The 17,038-nt window shown below is 68.4% G+C and carries 16 protein-coding genes; 13 read left to right on the top strand and 3 right to left on the bottom strand.

The genetic code is table 11. The features are described from left to right. Positions 1 to 26: 26 nt before the first annotated feature. From GDIA_RS01295 to GDIA_RS01285, 3 genes are all read left to right on the top strand, one after another. Positions 27 to 1,472 (top strand): leucyl aminopeptidase family protein, encoded by a 1,446-nt coding sequence (locus GDIA_RS01295; protein ID WP_012225724.1) that lies wholly within the window; start codon positions 27 to 29, stop codon positions 1,470 to 1,472. Between the two features lie 159 nt (positions 1,473 to 1,631). Next, entirely contained in the window at positions 1,632 to 2,042 is a 411-nt protein-coding gene (locus tag GDIA_RS01290) for a MarR family transcriptional regulator (RefSeq protein ID WP_012553038.1), read from the top strand. A gap of 240 nt (positions 2,043 to 2,282) precedes the next feature. Beyond that, on the top strand, positions 2,283 to 2,744 hold the full coding sequence (locus GDIA_RS01285) for a hypothetical protein (protein ID WP_012225722.1): 462 nt from the start codon (positions 2,283 to 2,285) through the stop codon (positions 2,742 to 2,744). Positions 2,745 to 2,790: 46 nt separating this feature from the next. Here GDIA_RS01285 and GDIA_RS01280 read toward each other — a convergent pair whose 3' ends face one another. Continuing rightward, complete coding sequence (locus GDIA_RS01280) at positions 2,791 to 3,825, bottom strand: glycosyltransferase family 4 protein (RefSeq protein WP_012225721.1); 1,035 nt, start codon at positions 3,823 to 3,825, stop codon at positions 2,791 to 2,793. A gap of 67 nt (positions 3,826 to 3,892) precedes the next feature. Here GDIA_RS01280 and GDIA_RS01275 point away from each other — a divergent pair, with 67 nt between their 5' ends. Genes GDIA_RS01275 through GDIA_RS01260 form a run of 4 tightly spaced genes read left to right on the top strand, consistent with a single transcriptional unit; the run spans position 3,893 to position 8,103 of the window. Continuing rightward, positions 3,893 to 5,875 carry a polysaccharide biosynthesis protein gene (locus GDIA_RS01275; RefSeq protein WP_244455078.1) on the top strand — a complete coding sequence of 661 codons (1,983 nt, stop codon included), beginning with the start codon at positions 3,893 to 3,895 and terminating at the stop codon, positions 5,873 to 5,875. Then, complete coding sequence (locus GDIA_RS01270) at positions 5,872 to 7,014, top strand: DegT/DnrJ/EryC1/StrS family aminotransferase (RefSeq protein ID WP_012553036.1); 1,143 nt, start codon at positions 5,872 to 5,874, stop codon at positions 7,012 to 7,014. Before GDIA_RS01275 ends, GDIA_RS01270 begins: the two co-directional genes overlap by 4 nt. 19 nt (positions 7,015 to 7,033) lie before the next feature. Further along, positions 7,034 to 7,525, top strand: a complete 492-nt coding sequence (locus GDIA_RS01265) for a hypothetical protein (protein ID WP_012225718.1) — start codon at positions 7,034 to 7,036, stop codon at positions 7,523 to 7,525. Next, positions 7,522 to 8,103, top strand: coding sequence for an HAD family hydrolase (locus tag GDIA_RS01260; RefSeq protein WP_012553035.1), 582 nt, complete (start codon positions 7,522 to 7,524; stop codon positions 8,101 to 8,103). Before GDIA_RS01265 ends, GDIA_RS01260 begins: the two co-directional genes overlap by 4 nt. A gap of 1 nt (position 8,104) precedes the next feature. On the opposite strand, the gene GDIA_RS01255 is transcribed toward GDIA_RS01260, so the two are convergent. Then, on the bottom strand, positions 8,105 to 9,235 hold the full coding sequence (locus GDIA_RS01255; RefSeq protein ID WP_012553034.1) for an AI-2E family transporter: 1,131 nt from the start codon (positions 9,233 to 9,235) through the stop codon (positions 8,105 to 8,107). A gap of 182 nt (positions 9,236 to 9,417) precedes the next feature. On the opposite strand from GDIA_RS01255, the gene GDIA_RS01250 reads away from it, so the two are divergent. The 5 genes from GDIA_RS01250 to GDIA_RS01230 all read left to right on the top strand — a co-directional run bounded on the left by GDIA_RS01250 (position 9,418) and on the right by GDIA_RS01230 (position 14,429). Next, positions 9,418 to 9,612 (top strand): hypothetical protein, encoded by a 195-nt coding sequence (locus tag GDIA_RS01250; RefSeq protein ID WP_012225715.1) that lies wholly within the window; start codon positions 9,418 to 9,420, stop codon positions 9,610 to 9,612. A gap of 147 nt (positions 9,613 to 9,759) precedes the next feature. Then, positions 9,760 to 10,032, top strand: coding sequence for a YtcA family lipoprotein (locus GDIA_RS01245; RefSeq protein WP_012553033.1), 273 nt, complete (start codon positions 9,760 to 9,762; stop codon positions 10,030 to 10,032). A 17-nt stretch (positions 10,033 to 10,049) separates the two neighbouring features. After that, the gene (gene mdtN, locus GDIA_RS01240) at positions 10,050 to 11,084 is read left to right on the top strand and encodes a multidrug transporter subunit MdtN (protein ID WP_012553032.1); all 1,035 of its coding nucleotides are present in this window, start codon (positions 10,050 to 10,052) and stop codon (positions 11,082 to 11,084) included. Next, a complete protein-coding gene (locus GDIA_RS01235; RefSeq protein WP_012553031.1) occupies positions 11,065 to 12,867 on the top strand; it encodes an FUSC family protein in 1,803 nt (600 codons plus the stop codon). The genes mdtN and GDIA_RS01235 overlap by 20 nt, the downstream gene beginning before the upstream one ends. A 35-nt stretch (positions 12,868 to 12,902) precedes the next feature. Beyond that, positions 12,903 to 14,429: a TolC family protein gene (locus tag GDIA_RS01230; protein WP_012225712.1), complete on the top strand. Its 1,527-nt coding sequence runs from the start codon at positions 12,903 to 12,905 to the stop codon at positions 14,427 to 14,429. Positions 14,430 to 14,451: 22 nt separating this feature from the next. Here the strand turns inward: GDIA_RS01230 and GDIA_RS01225 are convergent, their stop codons facing one another. Further along, complete coding sequence (locus tag GDIA_RS01225; protein WP_012553029.1) at positions 14,452 to 16,329, bottom strand: ABC-F family ATP-binding cassette domain-containing protein; 1,878 nt, start codon at positions 16,327 to 16,329, stop codon at positions 14,452 to 14,454. 240 nt (positions 16,330 to 16,569) lie between these two features. On the opposite strand from GDIA_RS01225, the gene ndk reads away from it, so the two are divergent. Further along, on the top strand, positions 16,570 to 16,992 hold the full coding sequence (ndk, locus tag GDIA_RS01220; RefSeq protein ID WP_012553028.1) for a nucleoside-diphosphate kinase: 423 nt from the start codon (positions 16,570 to 16,572) through the stop codon (positions 16,990 to 16,992). Positions 16,993 to 17,038 lie beyond the last annotated feature (46 nt).

Genomic DNA, 17,038 nt, shown 5'->3' with positions numbered 1-17,038 from the left:
CGGCCACTGGATCGCGGAGATCGCTGATGTCTATCGAGGAATTTCCCTGCCTGTTGCCCCCGACGCGGGGCCGCCGCGCCGGCGTGCGGACGATTCACGCCCTGCCGCAGGCCGAACTGGGCACCCTGGGCGAGCGAATCGGGGCAACGGGCGCCGCCTTCGCGCGGGATACCGGCTTTCAGGCCCGTCCCGGAGAACTGGCGCTGATTCCCGGTGCCAACGGCGTGGCGGCGGCGGTGCTGGGTGTGCGCACGGGGGCGGACGGCGGGGCGGCCGATCCGTTCCAGTTCGGCGGTCTGGCCGGGTCGCTGCCGCCCGGGGCGTGGAAGATCGCGCTGCCCGATGGTGTGGCGCCCGCGACGGCGGTCCTGGGCTTCTGCCTGGGGGCCTATCGCATGCCGGCCTTCGGACGGGCTGAGGCGTCGCCGCCGGGCAAGGACATCGCCCGCCTGATCGTGCCGGCGGGCGGCGGGGCAGGGGCCGAAGTGGCCCATGCGATCCGGCTGGGCAGGGACCTGATCAACACGCCGCCCAACCTGATGGGCCCGGCCGAACTGGCCCGCGCCGCCCGCCATATGCTGAATCCGCTGGGCGCGCGGGTCGAAACGGTCAAGGGGCGTGACCTGGCCCGCGCCTATCCCACCATCGCGCATGTCGGCGCCGGATCGGCCCGGGCACCGAAGGTCGTCATCGCGCGTTGGCAGGGCAGCGCCGCCGGTCCCGATGCCCCCCTGCTGTCGCTGGTGGGCAAGGGCGTGTGCTTCGATACCGGCGGGTACGACCTGAAGCAGCCATCGGGGATGCTGCGCATGAAGAAGGACATGGGCGGTGCGGCGGTGATGCTGTCGCTGGCGCACCTGATCCTGACCCGCGACCTGCCGATCCGCCTGGAACTGCGGCTGGGCTGCGTGGAAAACAGCGTGTCGGGCGAGGCGATGCGGCCCTCGGACGTGGTCGTGACCCGCTCGGGCCTGACGGTGGAAATCGGTAACACCGATGCCGAAGGGCGCCTGGTCCTGTGCGACCTGCTGACCGATGCCTGTGCCGCCGCCCCGGACCTGCTGATCGACGCGGCCACCCTGACCGGCGCCGCGCGGGTGGCGCTGGGTCCGGACCTGCCGGCCCTGTTCAGCCCCGACGACGCCGTCGCCCAGGCGATCCTGGAAGCCGGCACGGCCCAGTGCGATCCGCTGTGGCGGCTGCCGCTATGGGACGGATACGCCGACTGGCTGCGGAGTCCGGTGGCCGACCTGAACAACGTATCGGCCAAGCCGATGGCCGGATCCGTCACGGCGGCGCTTTTTTTGCGAAATTTTGTCAAAACAGACGTGCGCTGGGCACATATCGACCTCTACGGCTGGAACGATCATTACAAACCCGGACGGCCCGAAGGAGGGGAAACGCCTATTTTGCGGGCAGTTTATGCCTCATTGTTGCGAATCCTTAATGTCGCGGACAGGGTGTCACACTAAAGTAACGATTTAGGGAATGAACTATATGGCGGCTCGGACTTATATATGCCGCATTCTGAAACTATATAGAGCATTGGAATGACTGAGGGGCTCCGGCAGCGCCGGCCCTCAGGCTTGAACGTGGGGCCTTCCGACGGCCCGTCAGGAAAGGTTTTCATTATGGCCCAGAATTCGTCCACATCTGATCAATTGATCAGCACCCTGCGCGACACGGTGGTCGCGATGGTCCGCCGTGACGGGCCCGACCTGTCGGCTCGCCAGCTTGGCGTGTTCCTGACCTGCTACCTGCAGGAAGGGGCCCACACGGTGCGCGGCCTGGCCTCGACCCTGAACGTGTCGAAGCCCGCCATCACCCGTGCGCTCGACCGGCTGGGTGAACTGGATCTGGCCCGCCGCAAGGTGGACCCGATGGATCGCCGCTCGGTGCTGGTGCAGCGCACGCTCAAGGGCGCGGCCTACCTGCGCGAACTGCGCTCGATCATGAACGAAGCCGCCGGCGTCCCCGCGACCGCCCGTACCGGCAAGGTCGTCCGGGGCGAGGAACGCGCCCCGCGCCGCGCCGCCGGCTAAGAAATCCGGTCTGGCGGCTGTTCCCGCGGGGATGGCCGCCGGTTCCGGTCGGCTGGAACCATGGAATGGCGCGTGTATTCGCCGCCTGTCGTTGCCTTGAGGGCAGCGGTTGGCGAACTGTGCCCGAGACAATGCGCCCGGCACAGGCAGGTGCACATCGCAACGACGGGCCGCACGGGTCCGCCGCGTGGTTCCGCCCCTGTACCCCGAGTTATTCATCCGACAGACAAGGATAAGATCATGCGACTGGCAACACGCGTGGCTGCCGCAGCCGTTCTTGCGACTCCGTTTCTGGCGGCGTCCCTTCCCGGGTCGGCGGCACGGGCCGCCGACGACCTGGGGACGCCATCGGGGCATATTCGCCTCGTTGCCAAATCGGCCGATGTCGGCGTCGGCTGGACCTGGGGCAACGGCACCCTGACCTATGGCCACCATACCTATCATTTCACGGTCAAAGGCGGGTCGATCGCCGCTGTGGGCTATTCGTCCGTTGTCAGTACCGGCACGGTCTACAATTTGAAGCACCTGCATGATTTCGACGGGACCTATGTGGCCGCGAATGGCGAGGCGACGCTGGGCAACGGGGTCGGCGGCACGTTGATGCATAACGGCAATAACGTGACGATCCGCATCGAGACGCTGTCCAAGGGCGCACGCCTGGCCGGCGCGGCGCAGGGCCTGGAACTGACCCTGACCAAATAAGGCGGCGACCAGGCGGTCCTGGACCGTCCCGCCGCGCGATGCCGGATCAGGCGTCGCGCGGCGGCATGCGCCGTATCCGGCCCCGGACGATCCCGGTCCAGCCCAGTTGCGGCAACAGGACCAGGACCAGGGCGCCGGCGGGGCCGGTTCGCCCCTGCTGCATCAGCAGGGCCGCGACACCGCCCCACAGTACGAACGCCCATTGCACCAGCGTCACCACGACCGGTGACATCCCGGCCTGGGTGGCAAGCTGATAGAGATGTTCGCGGTGGCTTTCCACCAGCCGCGCGCCGTTCCGCCAGCGGCGCAGCAGGGTATAGCCGACATCGTAGAGCAGACCCGCCATCAGCAGCGGAACCGCCAGCCCCAGCCCGCCCCCGGTTCCCCCGGCGGCACCGGCCAGGCCGAAGGCGCCCATCAGCAGGCCGCAGCTCTGACTGCCGACATCCCCCATGAAAATTCGGGCTGCCGGGAAATTGAACGGCAGGAATCCGGCCAGCGCCGCCGCCAGGATCAGCGCCATGTCGCCCAGCCCGGCCCGATCCGCGCCGCCGGATGCCAGTCCGCCGATGACCAGGCAGGCCAGCAGGATCGATCCCGATGCCAGGCCGTTCAATCCATCCATGAAATTGACGGCATTGGTCATGAACACCAGCACCCCGACCGACAGCACGGCGCCCCCGATCGGCATCGCGATTCCCGTCGGATGCGGGCCGGTGGCCACCACCAGGATCGACGCGGCGAACTGCGCCGCCAGCTTCAGGCTGGGCGGCCATTGATAGACGTCATCCAGCCACGAGACCCCGCCCAGCAGGATGGTCGCGGCCAGCAGCCCCGCGACCGCCGGCGTCAGCATGGGCAGGCCGTGCAGCAGCCGCGCCGCCGGCACCGCCAGCACGAACGCGGTCACTACCCCGATTCCCCCGCCCTTGGGGGTGGGGCGGGTGTGCGAACTGCGATGGCCCGGATGGTCCAGAACCCCCAGGCGGATCGCACCGGCCACCATCAGCGCGGCGCCGGACCAGACGGCGAACAGCAGAAAAGCGAACGGGACGGAGGGGGGAAAAACGAAATGGTTCATGCGCCAGGGGTTTTTGTCGTCATGACTCTATCTAGCACGGAATGGGCTGGGCTATATGGTCGGGACAATGGCCTCGCAACGCCCTGATCCCCCTCTGCCGGCCGACAGGCGGCGCCCGGTCAACCGCATCGCCGTCAATGTCCTGCTGGACGGCCTTCTCGCCGCCCTGTCGGCGCCGCTGGCACGCTGGCTGGCCGACCCGCGCGGCGGCCTGCTGCATCCGCTCTGGTTCGTCGCGGGCGGCGCCATCACCCTGATCATCAGCGGCCTGCCGTTTCGTGTGCAGCAGCAATATTGGCGGTTTTCGGGGGTGGGCGACCTGCTGAACATCGCGGGTGCCTCGGTGGCCAGCGCCATCCTGTTCGCGCTGGGCCTGCATGTCACCGGCTTTCCGATCCCGACCCCGACCTTTCCCATCATCCATGCCCTGGTGCTGCTGACGCTGATGGGCGGGATACGGATCATCTACCGGCTATCCTATCGCCGCACGGCGCGGCGGCAGGCATCCAGCCAGGTGATCCTGGTCGGCTCGGACAATTCGGCCGACCTGTTCATCCGCGCGGTCGAACGCGCGCCCGATCCCGCCTTTCGCGTGGCCGGCATCGTCACCCAGGGGCGGCGGCAGGCCGGGCGGCGCATCCACGGCATTCCCATCCTGGGCCATGTCGAGGGAATGGACGACATCCTGGCCCGCCTGGACGGGCATGGCGGCCGGCCCGAGCGGCTGGTCATCACCGATGCCGCGTTCCGGGGCGAGGACCTGGCCGAGATCATGCAGGTGGCCGAGCGGCGGGGACTGACCGTCCTGCGGGCGCCGGTCCTGACCGACCTGACGCCCGCCGACCGGCTGGAACTGCGCCCCGTCGCGATCGAGGACCTGCTGAACCGTCCCCAGGTCGGGCTGGACCATGACGGCATGGCGGCCCTGCTGGGCGGCCGCACCGTCTTGGTGACCGGGGCCGGCGGCTCGATCGGGTCGGAACTGGCGCGGCAGATCGCGGAATACGAGCCCGGCCGCCTGCTGCTGCTGGACCATGGCGAATTCGCGCTGTGGCAGATCGACGTGGAACTGTCGGAACGCGCGCCCCGGCTGCGGCGCGAGACGATCCTGGCCGATATCCGCGACCGGGCGCGGATCGAACAGGTCTGCGCGCAGTACCGTCCCGAACTGGTGTTCCACGCGGCGGCACTGAAACACGTGCCGATGGTCGAGGCCAATCCGTGCGAGGGGGTGCTGACGAACGTCATCGGCACCCGGATCGTCGCGGACGCGGCGGCGCGGCATGGCGCCCGCGCCCTGGTCATGGTCTCGACGGACAAGGCGGTGAATCCGTCCAGCCTGATGGGGGCCTCCAAGCGCGCGGCCGAGATGTATTGCCAGGCCCTGGATGTCGAGGCCCGCACCGGCGACGAATCCGGCGTGATGCGGTGCGTCACCGTACGGTTCGGCAACGTCCTGGGTTCGACGGGATCGGTGGTGCCCCTGTTCCGCCGGCAACTGGAACGGGGCGGGCCGCTGACGGTTACCCACCCCGACATGCAGCGCTATTTCATGACGGTGTCCGAGGCCGTGGGGCTGGTGCTGCAGGCCAGCGTGCGCGGCACCATCCGCGCCCGCGCGGGCAGCGGCACGGACACGCTGCTGCGCAGCGGCGGCATCTTCGTCCTGGACATGGGCAAGCCGATCCGGATCGTCGACCTGGCGCGGCAGATGATCCGCCTGGCCGGCCTGCGCCCCGACCAGGACGTGCCGATCCGCTTCACCGGCCTGCGTCCGGGGGAAAAGCTGTTCGAGGAACTGTTCCATGGGCGCGAGGCCCCGGTCGCGACCGACCATCCGGGCCTGAAGATGGCGACCCCCCGCATGGTGGACCGTGGGGCCGTCGGCCTGGCGATCGACACGCTGGAAGCCGCCTGCCGCGCCGAGGATACTCCGGCCGTCCTTGCGCTGATCGGGAGCCTCGTTCCCGAATTCGCCCATAACCCGACCGGCGACGTGCGCGATAGGCTCGCGGACCCGACCGACGCCGAAAGGACCATGACCCCATGACCGCCTCCCCCGAGACGCTTTCCCCCATCGCGTTCCTCGACCTGCCCGCGCAGCAGGCGCGGCTGGGCGACGCCATCCGGCGGCGGGTGGATGCCGTCATGGCGCATTGCCGTTTCGTGATGGGACCCGAGGTGGCGGAACTGGAACAGGCCCTGGCCACCTATGCCGGCGCCAGGGAATGCGTCGGCGTGTCGTCGGGCACCGATGCGATCCAGATCGTCATGATGGCCGAGGGCATCGGACCCGGCGACGCGGTCTTCCTGCCGGCCTTCACCTATACCGCGACGGCCGAGGTGCCGCTGCTGCTGCACGCGACGCCGGTCTTCGTCGATGTCGATCCCCGGACGTTCCAGATCGACCCGGCCAGCCTGGAGAAGCGGATTGCCGATGTCCGCGCCGCCGGAACCCTGCGACCGCGTGCCATCGTGGGCGTGGACCTGTTCGGCCAGCCGGCCCCCTGGCCCGAATTGCGGGCCATCGCGGCGCGCGAGGGGCTGTTCCTGATGGACGATTGCGCACAATCGTTCGGTGGCGCGCTGACGGGACGCAAGCTGGGGCGCGAGGCCACGGCCACCACGCTGTCCTTCTTCCCGTCCAAGCCGCTGGGCGGCTACGGCGACGGCGGCGCGATCCTGACCGACGACCCCGAGCGCGCGGACGTCTACCGTTCGCTGCGTACCCACGGCGAGGGCAAGACGCGATACGAGGTCCTGCGGACCGGCATGAACGGCCGCCTGGATACGCTCCAGGCCGCGGTGCTGCTGGCGAAGCTGGAAGGATTCGACGCCGAACTGGCCCGGCGGGAGGAGATTGCCGGCGCCTATGATGCCGGCCTGGCCCACCATGTCACGACCCCCGCGCGCGTCCCGGATTCGCACAGCGCGTGGGCGATCTATGCCGTGCTGGTGGAAAGCGAGGCCGCACGCGCGGCGTTGCAGGAGCGGCTGCGCGCGAAGGGCGTGCCGTCGGCGATCTATTATCCCCGTCCCCTGCACCTGCAGCCCGCATATCAGGCCCATCACGACGGCACGTGCTTGCCTGTTGCCGAAGATCTGTCTTCCCGTATTCTCGCGCTGCCCATTCACCCCGAACTGACGGACGCGGACGTCGCGCGGGTCATCGCGGCGGTTCGCGGATAAGACGAGAGAGACCGAGACCATGAAACGGGAAAACGCGCTGCTGCTGGGGATTCTGGGATGCCTGGCGTTCGCGGTGGCCACTGCGACGGTGGTATGGTCGTTTGCGATCCCCAACTTCCGGCCGCTGACCATTCCCCACATGAACGCGGGCGTGATCAGCGTGGGGCCCATGCGCCAGCAGCGCGCGCTGTCGGCTGCCGAGATCCGGACCCTGAACGACTGGCTGCAGCAGCATCGTGGCGGCTGGGGCCCGCTGGGGCAGACGCCGCCGTCATCGGGTGACGCGACGATCACCCTGACCGCCGACCGCCCGGCCGGCCCGGACGGCAAGCCGGTGCCCTATGTCATCACCCTGTGGACCGGCATCAGCGCCGCCGACTGGAACGCCACCCTGTTCCTGGAGGACAGGCCCGGCGCCGTGATCCGGATCGAGAGGTTTCCGGAAAAGGATTTCGCCGTGCTGCGCCAGATGGTCGACCAGCAGCCCTATGAGCGAACCGCGTTTCCATGATCGTCGTCCCGCCCGATACGACGGCCCTGATCTTCGATTGTGACGGCACGCTGGTCGATTCCCTGCCGCTTTACCTGAAGGCGTGGCTGGGCGCCTTCGAAACCGTGGCCGACCACAGGATGGCGCCCGAGTGGTTCCATGGCCGGGGCGGCCTGTCCGAGCACATGGTGCTGGACCTGATCGAAGCGGAACTGGGCCGCACGCTGGACCGCGCCGCGATCGTGCGCGCCGCGCGGCAGGGCGTGCTGGCCACCATGGCGGAGCTGCGGGAAATCGGCATCGTCGCCGACCTGGCACGGCGCTATCGCGGCCAGTTGCCCATGGCGGTGGCGTCCAGCGGGTCGCGGGAAATCGTCACGGCGGCACTGAGCCATACCGGCCTGATGACGCTGTTCGACACGGTCGTGACCATCGACGACGTGGCCCGCCCCAAGCCCGCCCCCGACCTGTTCCTGGAGGCCGCGCGCCGCCTGGACGCGGCACCGCGCACCTGCCTGGTCCTGGAAGACAGCAACGAGGGACTGGCAGCGGCCGGACACGCCGGCATGCGCGGCCTGGATATCCGCCCCTTTCTATAGGTCAGACGCGGTCCTCCTCATCCAGCGGCGGAGTGGCGCGGTCCATCATGGCCAGCAGGGCCGCGGTCAGCGGCGAGGCCAGGACCAGGCCGGGCAGGCCCAGGATGGTGCCGAACACGGTCTGCGACAGGATGGTCAGGCCCGGCGGCATCTGGACTGCGTGGCGTTGGATCAGCGGCGCCATCACATTGCCTTCGAAAAACTGGATCGCGGCATACAGCGCCATGACCAGCAGCCCTTCGCGCGTGCCCTGCGACAGGCCCAGCAGGATGGCCGGCACCGCCCCGATGAAGGCGCCGATATAGGGGATGAAATTGGCCATGCCCGCGACGACGCCCAGCGCCAGCGCCAGCGGCACGCCGATGAACCACAGCCCCACCCCCGACAGGATGCCGACGACCAGCATGTCCAGCGCCTGTCCCGCCGTCCAGGCCCACAGGGTGCGGCCCGCGACCAGCAGCAGCGTCCGTGCCGCTGGCCGGTGCCCCGGTGGGATCAGCCGCAGCAGTCCGTTGACGTACAGCGCCGGCGACAGCGCGAAATACAGGCCCGCGATCAGGATCACCGCCAGCGTGCCCGCCGCGCCGAAGGCCGAGGACAGGACACCCGTCATCGATCCGGCAATCCGCGAGCCCATGCCGTTATCGCCGCCCCCGGCCTGGTTCCCGCCCAGGGATTGCGGCAGGTAGTCCAATACCGTGCGTCCCATCGTGCTGGCGTTCAACTGGCCGCGCAGCGAATGGGCCTGGGTGGTCAATGCGATGCGCAGCCGGGTCGCCTGTTCGGCAATCGCCGGGCCGCTGCTCCATCCCAGCCCGCCGATGGCGGCCAGCAGCACGACCACCACGAGGCTCAGCGCCAGCCAGTAGGGCAGGCGCGTCCGCCGTTCGACCATGGCCGCCAGATTATGCAGGATCACCGCGATCAGGGTCGCGGCGAACACCACCATCAGCACGTCGCCGATCAGCCAGATCGACAGGACCATCACGGCCAGCAGGATCGCGACCTGGAGCAGGTGATGGATGCGGGCCAGTTGCACGGCGCGCGGGTCCTGTTCCGGCCTGTCCTGTTCCGGTTCGCGCCTGATGGGGCGGGTGTCGGGTCGGCTTTCCGTTACGGCTTTGGTGGGCATGGTCCATCCAGGCTGTGGGGGCGATTGCGATCGTTGGCACATCTGCACGCCCGCGTCGATTCGGGCGACAGCCCCCGGGGGGCGCTTCGTCCCGTCATTCGCACACGCGACGCTTAATGACGGGTTTACCGGCGTGACGCCCACTCGGCATACCGGATGGCGTAACGGACAAGGATGCAGGAATGAACGCCGAAAACGGACAGGACGCGCCCATCGGGTATTACAACGCGCCACATGGCGTCGCGGCGGCGGAACGCGCGCTGGCCCTGGGCGCCTTCGCTATCGGAACCGGCGAATTCGCGATCATGGGCATGCTGCCGGACATGGCGCGCAATCGGTCGGCTGGGCCGGGGCGATCCTGTCGGCCGGCGGCCTGACCATCTTCCTTGGCGGCCTGATGGTGCAGGGGCTCGGGCGGCGGGCCCGGATGCGTCGCGACCGGAGATGGACCTGAGATTTCTGATACGTTAGGGTAACGCAATAGCCGTCAGCCGTCTTAACGCGTGGGGATTTGCGGTTATTTCATGACCTCGCATTCCGCTCCTCTTGCGCGTGTAGCGCCCGTTCTTTTCCTCGGTGGCTGCGCTGTGCGTGGCGCCCCGTCCTTTCCACTGGTCGGGGCCTATTTCCCGGGCTGGATGTTCTGCGCAATGGTGGGTATCGCCGCCGCCGTGGGTTTGCGGGTGGTATTCATTCAGACCGGTATCGACGCGATCCTGAGCTTCCGGCTGTTCACCTACGTATCGCTCGGCGTAATCGCGGCGCTCCTGGCCTGGCTGATCTGGTTCGGGCCATAGCGATGCGAAGGGTTTCCATGTCCGGCAGGAAGCCTGTCGGTCTCATCATCGCCGTGGCCTGCGTCGGGGCCGCTGTCCTGCTGGGCGTCCATGTCGCGAACGAGGACAGCGCCCATCCTTCCTCCGACAGCGGGTCGATCGACGCCGAAATCGTGCACATGGCCTCGACCGTCGGCGGCCGACTGGTCGATCTGCCCGTTCACGTCAATCAGGCGGTGCGCAAGGGCGACCTGCTCTATCGTCTCGATCCCGAACCGTACGAGCTGACCGTGCGGCAGGCGCAAGCCAATCTGGCGCTGGCACAGGCCGAGGTCGAAAACCAGCGACGGCTGGTCTCGGTCAAGACCGCCGACGCCGCCGTGGCACAGGCCCAGACCGCGCGCGCGCGAACCAACCGCGATCTCGCCGCGCGCACGGTCGAACGCCTCTCGCCTCTGGCCGGGCATGCCTATATCCCGTTGCAGCAATATGATCAGGCCCGGGTTGCCCTTCGCGATGCCGAGATATCGCTGGAGCAGGCGCATCGGCAGGAAGCGGCGGCGCAGACCGCAATCGGCGACCTGAACAGCACGCTGGCGGCGCGGGACGCGGCTGCGGCGGCGCTCGATCACGCGCGCTATGAACTCAGGCAGACAACGGTCGTCGCCCCTCTGGACGGCTACGTGACCAGCCTGCGCGTCAAGCCAGGCGAGATTCTGGCGCCGGCGCAAGTGCTCTTCACTCTGATCGCCAACGATGCATGGTATGCCAATGCCAATATCCGGGAGGTCGATCTGCGCCCCATCCGCCCCGGAGACTGCGCGACAGTCCATTCCATGATCGACCGGCACGTGGCCATTCGCGGTCATGTGGACAGCATCGGCTGGGGCGTCCTGTCCGCCGATTCGGCAGGGAGCGCACGCGCCCTTCCCGTCGTGCCGCGCGAAATGGACTGGGTGCACGTGGCGCAGCGGTTCCCCGTGCGGGTCAAGATCGATCGGGCCGACCCGAACCTGCTGCGCCTGGGTGCCACCGCCACCGTCGAGATCCGGCATGGCGCCGCCTGTCCCTGACCGACATATCGCCGATCCCGGGCGCCTGACGCTCGGGCGGGCCTGGAGGCTGGCGTGCGACCCGGAACCGGGGCGTCTCGGCTACGCCCTGCGCATGGCGGCAGCCTGCGCCACGACGGTCCTGGTGGGGGAAATCTGGCAGGTCCCCGACCTCGCCGTGCCCGCCCTGGTCACGATGGCGCTCTGGCAGAAGGACCGCGTGACCAATCTCGTCGCCGGCCTCGCCGTGAATGTGCTGATCCTCGTCATCCTCGCCATGCTGTACGGGCTGATTCGCCTGACGCTCGATCATCCGCTGGGCATCGTCGTCGGCGTGGCGATATTGTCCTTCTGCTTCTTCTTCCTCGGGTCAGCCAGCAAGCTCAAGCCGCTCGCCTATATGCTGGGGCTGATCACCGTCTATGGGCTGATCGCCGTCGATCAGGCGCCGGTCGGCGAGATCGCCACCCGCGCGCTGCTCTACACCGATCTGTTCCTCGCCATACCGGGCCTGGTCATGATCGGGCTCGGACTGATCATCTGCCCGTCGCCCAGGACCGTGCTGATGCGCGCCATCGCAGGCCGCCTGCGCATGGCCATGGCGCTGTTGCGTCATCCCGATGACGCGACGCGCGAGCGCGCCCAGGACATGCTGCGCCAGGGCGACGCGGGCATGATGGCGAACGTGAAGATGGCGGCGCTGGAAAGGATCTGGAACCGGCGCGACCTCGCCTGCCTGAAGCAGGCGGCCTATTCCAGCATCGGCGTCCTTGCCCTGGCCGACGCGGCGGTGCGAGAAGGCGGATCACCTTGCCCGTCTGCCCTGCTGGAAACATTGGAGGAGATGGCGGCGATGTTCGAGGCGGGCGATTATCCCGCCGATATCGCGCCCCCCGCCGTGCCCTCCAACGAACCGGCCCTTGCCGCAATGGCGGCACTGATCGCGATTTTCACGACCCCGGCACCGGAGGAAAAGCCCCCGGAGGAGAAAAAAAGCGGGGGCTTTTTTTTCCCCGACGCCTTCACGAACCCCGACCATGTCCGCTTTGCCGTGAAGGGCACGGCCGCGGTGATGACCAGCTATTTCATCTTCAAGATCCTCGACTGGCCGGGCATCCATACCTGCATCATCACGTGTTTCATCGTGGCCCAGCCGACGATGGGCGAGATGATTTCCAAGCTCATGCTGCGTATCGGCGGCGCACTGCTGGGTGCCGCGCTCGGCATCGGCTCGATCATCCTGCTGATGCCGCATCTGAACGATATCACCGGGTTCCTGGCTCTTGTCTTCGCGGGCGCGTTCATCGCAGCCTGGGTCAAGACCGGTGACGAACGCATTGCGTATGCGGGATTCCAGATCGGGCTGGCCTTCTTCCTGACGGACATCAAGGATTACGGCCCGACCACCGACATGACCGTGGCGCGCGACCGCGTGGTCGGCATCATGCTCGGCAATTTCATCACCTATGCGATGTTCACCAGTTTCTGGCCCGCCAGCGCCTGGGACAGGATCGCGGCGACGTTGCGGGGCGTCGTCAGGGCCCTTGCGGCACAGCGCGACAGTATCACGCCGCAGGCGCGCGTGACCCATGCGGCCGAGGTGTTGGGCGCGATCTCGGCCAGCCAGCGCACGCTTGAATTCGCGGCCACCGAACCCGTCCATATGCGCGCCGATACGGAAAGGATGTCCCAATGCGGCGAAGCCCTGCGGGATGCCTCCCGGCTGGCCGAAGACCTGCTGATTCCCGAACGCGATGCCCAGACGCGCGCACGTTTCGAACGGTTGGAGAGCCTGGCCTCGTGACCCGTCCCGCCTCCCTCGCAACCATCGGGTTCGCCATGCTCGGGCTGGCCGGTTGCGCCACCCAAGCCCTGCATTCGGCGCCGGACCGGCCCGACGCGCCCTGGCGCCCCAATGTCTCGGCTGCCGGCGAGATCATTCCCGGTCCATGCTGCGCGCGCGGGCTTGCGTTGCCCCCGGGCTACAGCCTGCCGTCCAACCGGAATATCCAGGGCCGTCCGGCGCCGCCCGAACTGCAAGGCGCGCATCCCTATTCGCTTGCCGAACTGATCGACATCGCGCAATCCACCAACCCGGACACCAGGCGCGCCTGGAATACGGCGCGCGACGCGGCGCTGGCGGTGGGCATCGCGCGCAGCACCTATCTGCCGCACCTGACGGCCACCGTGGTGGGCGGCTACAATCATGCGCACGATAGCGGCGCCAACGCGGCCATCGGCAACGTCGATATCGGCGGCACAAGCACGCGGGTGGGCAACGGCGAGGTGCAGACGCTCGGCCTGGAGTGGCTGCTGTTCGATTTCGGCAAGCGCGAGGCCACGATCGACGCCGCCAGACAGAGCCAGCTCGCCACCAACATCCTGTTCACGGGCGCGCATCAGAAACTGATCTACGCCGTAACGCTCGCCTTCTATACCCACGCCGCGGCGACCGCGCGGGTCACCCTGCTCCATCAGGCGCTGGACAATGCGCGCAAGGTCGAGGATGCCGCGGACATGCGGTTACGTCGCGGCCAGGGTACCGTCGTGGATGCGACCCAGGCGAGGCAGGCGACCGCCCAGGCCGAACTGCGGCTGGTTCAGGCCGAGGGCGGTGCGGAGAACACCTATCTCGACCTGATGACGGCCATCGGCATCCCGCCCGGCACGCACGTGCTGACGCAGGATATTTCCGACCGGCCGCTCAGCCTCGCCGACGCGCGCCTGACCGACGACATGATCCAGCGCGACGCCGCGCGACGGCCGGACGTCCTGGCCGCCTATGCCACTGCCCGCGCATCACGCAGCGCGGTCGCGGCGGCGCGGGCGGAGTTCCTGCCCAAGATCTTCGTCAGCGGCAATGTGGCATACGCGACCGGGCGTCTGGCCTTGTCCTCCGTGCCCGGAATCGGCGCGAATGCCGCGCCGACGCTCAATCTGTCGTCGAACAATTTCAGCAGCCTGATCCTGGGCGGCATCACCGTGCCAATCTTCGATGGCGGCATGCGTGCCGCGGCATTGAAACAGGCCAGGAATCGATTCGACAGCGCCGAGACGAATTTGCGCCAGACCCTGGATGAAGCGGTCAAGCAATTGGTTGTCGCCGAAAATGGTGTCCACACGAGCCTGAGCGCCTATGCCGCGTCCGGACGCCTGCAAACGGCGGCGCAGACGAGCTTCGACGCCACATTGTCCGCCTACCGCAACGGCGTCGGGTCCATCACCCAGGCCACGCTGGCGCAAAGCGGTCTGATCGATGCAAGGCTGGAGCGATCGGATGCCTATTACGCCGCCCTGATCGCCGCCTCCAGCCTCGCTTTCGCGGCGGGCGCATTGGGGGATGCGTCCCCAACCGAGCAGCCGTGACCGCGTCGGCGGACTGGTCGGCTCACTCGGCGGCGCTTTCCTCGATCGCCGCCTCGGCCAGCAGCCACTCCTCCTCGGCCTCTTCCTGCTCGCGCCCGATGGCGGCCAGCCGCGTGTTGATCGCCGTGACCTCGTCGGCGCCGCCGGCGGCATAGAGCGCGGGGTCGGCCAGCCGGGTTTCCAGCCGGCCGCGCTCGTCGGCCAGGCGGCTCATCCGGGCTTCGGCGTCCCGTGCCTTCCGGCGGAGGGGGGCGATGGCCTTGCGGGCTTCGGCGCGTTCGCGCCTGTCGTCGCGGCGGGGGGCCGCCGGGGTGGCCGGGCGGGTGGCCGCCCGGGCGCGTTCGGACAGCCATGTCCGATATTCCGCCATGTCGCCGTCGAAGGGCCGCACGGTGCCGTCGCCCACCAGCCACAGCCGGTCGGCGACCAGTTCGACCAGGTGCGGGTCATGGCTGATCAGCAGTACGGCCCCCTCGAATTCCGCCAGGGCGCGGATCAGGGCCTCGCGCGCGTCCAGGTCCAGATGGTTGGTCGGTTCGTCCAGGATCAGCAGGTGCGGTGCCTCACGCGTGGCCAGCGCCAGCAGCAGCCGCGCCTTCTCGCCGCCCGACAGGTCCCGCGTCACCGTGTCGGCGCGGTCGGCATCCAGCCCGAAGCGGGCCAGTTGCGCCCGCACGGCGGTGGGCGGTGCCTTGGGCATGACGCGGGTCATGTGATCGACCGGCGTTTCGCCGGGAACCAGTTCCTCCGCCTGATGCTGGGCGAAATAGCCGACGCGCAGGCGCGGACCATGCGCCACGGTGCCCGAAATCGGCGCCAGCCGTCCCGCGATCAGCTTGGCGAAGGTCGATTTGCCGTTGCCGTTGGCGCCCAGCAGGGCGATCCGGTCCTCCATGTCCAGCCGCAGGGTCAGGCCGGACAGGATCGGCCGGCCGCCATAGCCGACCGAAACCCGGTCCAGCGTCAGCATCGGCGGGGGCAGGGGCGCGGGTTCGGGGAAGGCGAAGCGGGTGGGCGCATCCTCGACCACGGTGTCCAGGACCGGCAGCTTCTCCAGCGCCTTCAGCCGTGCCTGGGCCTGCCGCGCCTTGGTCGCCTTGGCGCGGAAGCGGTCGACGAAGGATTGCATGTGGGCACGCTGCGCGGCGATCCGTTCCGCCGCCCGGGCCTGCTGCAGGGCCTGTTCGGTGCGGATGCGCACGAATTCGCTGTATCCGCCCGGCGTCAGCGTCAGCTTGCGTTGGTCCAGATGCGCGATGGCATCCACCGCCCGGTCCAGCAACCCGCGATCATGACTGACGATCAGCGCCGCCCCGGCAAAGCGGGACAGCCAGTTTTCCAGCCAGATCGTGGCTTCCAGGTCCAGATGGTTGGTCGGTTCGTCCAGCAGCAGCAGGTCGGGGTTGAGGAACAGCGCCGTGGCCAGCGCCACGCGCATGCGCCAGCCGCCGGAAAAATCCGACACCGGGCGGGCCTGGGCGTCGGCGTCGAAGCCCAGGCCCGACAGGATGGTCGCGGCGCGCGCGGGCGCGCTGTCGGCCCCGATCGCCCGCAGCCGTTCGTGGATGTCGGCCAGCCGCACCGGGTCGGGGGTCTGGTCGGCTTCGGCCATCAGGGCGGTGCGTTCGGCGTCGCCGGCCAGCACCGTGTCCAGCAGGTTGGCGTCGCCCGACGGGGCTTCCTGCCGGATGCGGGCCATGCGCGCGCGCGACGACAGGTGGATGGTGCCGCCGTCCGGTGCGATATCGCCCGCGATCGCGGCCAGCAGGGTGGATTTTCCGGCCCCGTTTCGCCCGACCAGGCCGATCTTGCGCCCCGGATCGACGGTCAGCGACGCGCCGTCCAGCAGGGTGCGTCCCGCGATGCGAAGGGTCAGGTCGGAAATGACGAGCAGGCTCACGGGATACGGGGCTCCGGAAGAACGGGCCGGCACGCCTGGCCAACCCTTTGATAGTTATGCAATCCCGTGCGTGGCGGGCGTCGTGCTCCGCCACGTGAACGGCGGACGGGACAGGATTCGTGACGCTGTACCTACCAGTCCGGGGGAATATGCTCTAGATGGCGCGCGTAAGGGGCGCCGGTCCGCAAGGGCGCAAGGGGTCCTGGCCACGCATTTCGAGCAATAAGAAGGAGCCATCCCATGGCGACCGAACGTACCCTGTCGATCATCAAGCCGGACGCGACCCGGCGCAACCTGACGGGCAAGATCAACGCGGTGTTCGAGGATGCGGGCCTGCGCATCGTCGCGCAGAAGCGCGTGCAACTGAGCGAAGCCGAGGCCGGCGCGTTCTATGCCGTGCACAAGGACCGTCCGTTCTACGGCGAGCTGGTGTCGTTCATGGTGTCCGGCCCGGTCGTGCTGCAGGTGCTGGAAGGCGAGAACGCCGTCCTGAAGCATCGCGACGTGATGGGCGCCACCGACCCGAAGAAGGCCGCGGCGGGCACCGTCCGCGCGCAGTTCGCCGAGAGCATCGAGGCGAATTCGGTCCATGGTTCGGACAGCCTGGAAAACGCGAACACCGAAATCGCGTTCTTCTTCGCCCAGACCGAAATCCTGCCCTGATCACGCCGGACGGGCACCCGCCAGGGTGCCCGTCATGCTGACCGGG

Origin of the sequence: Gluconacetobacter diazotrophicus PA1 5 (assembly GCF_000021325.1) — a bacterium.
In the GTDB taxonomy this organism is placed as follows: domain Bacteria; phylum Pseudomonadota; class Alphaproteobacteria; order Acetobacterales; family Acetobacteraceae; genus Gluconacetobacter; species Gluconacetobacter diazotrophicus.
The sequence above is the reverse complement of the archived record's forward strand: the minus strand, read 5'-3'. Positions and strand labels throughout refer to the sequence as shown.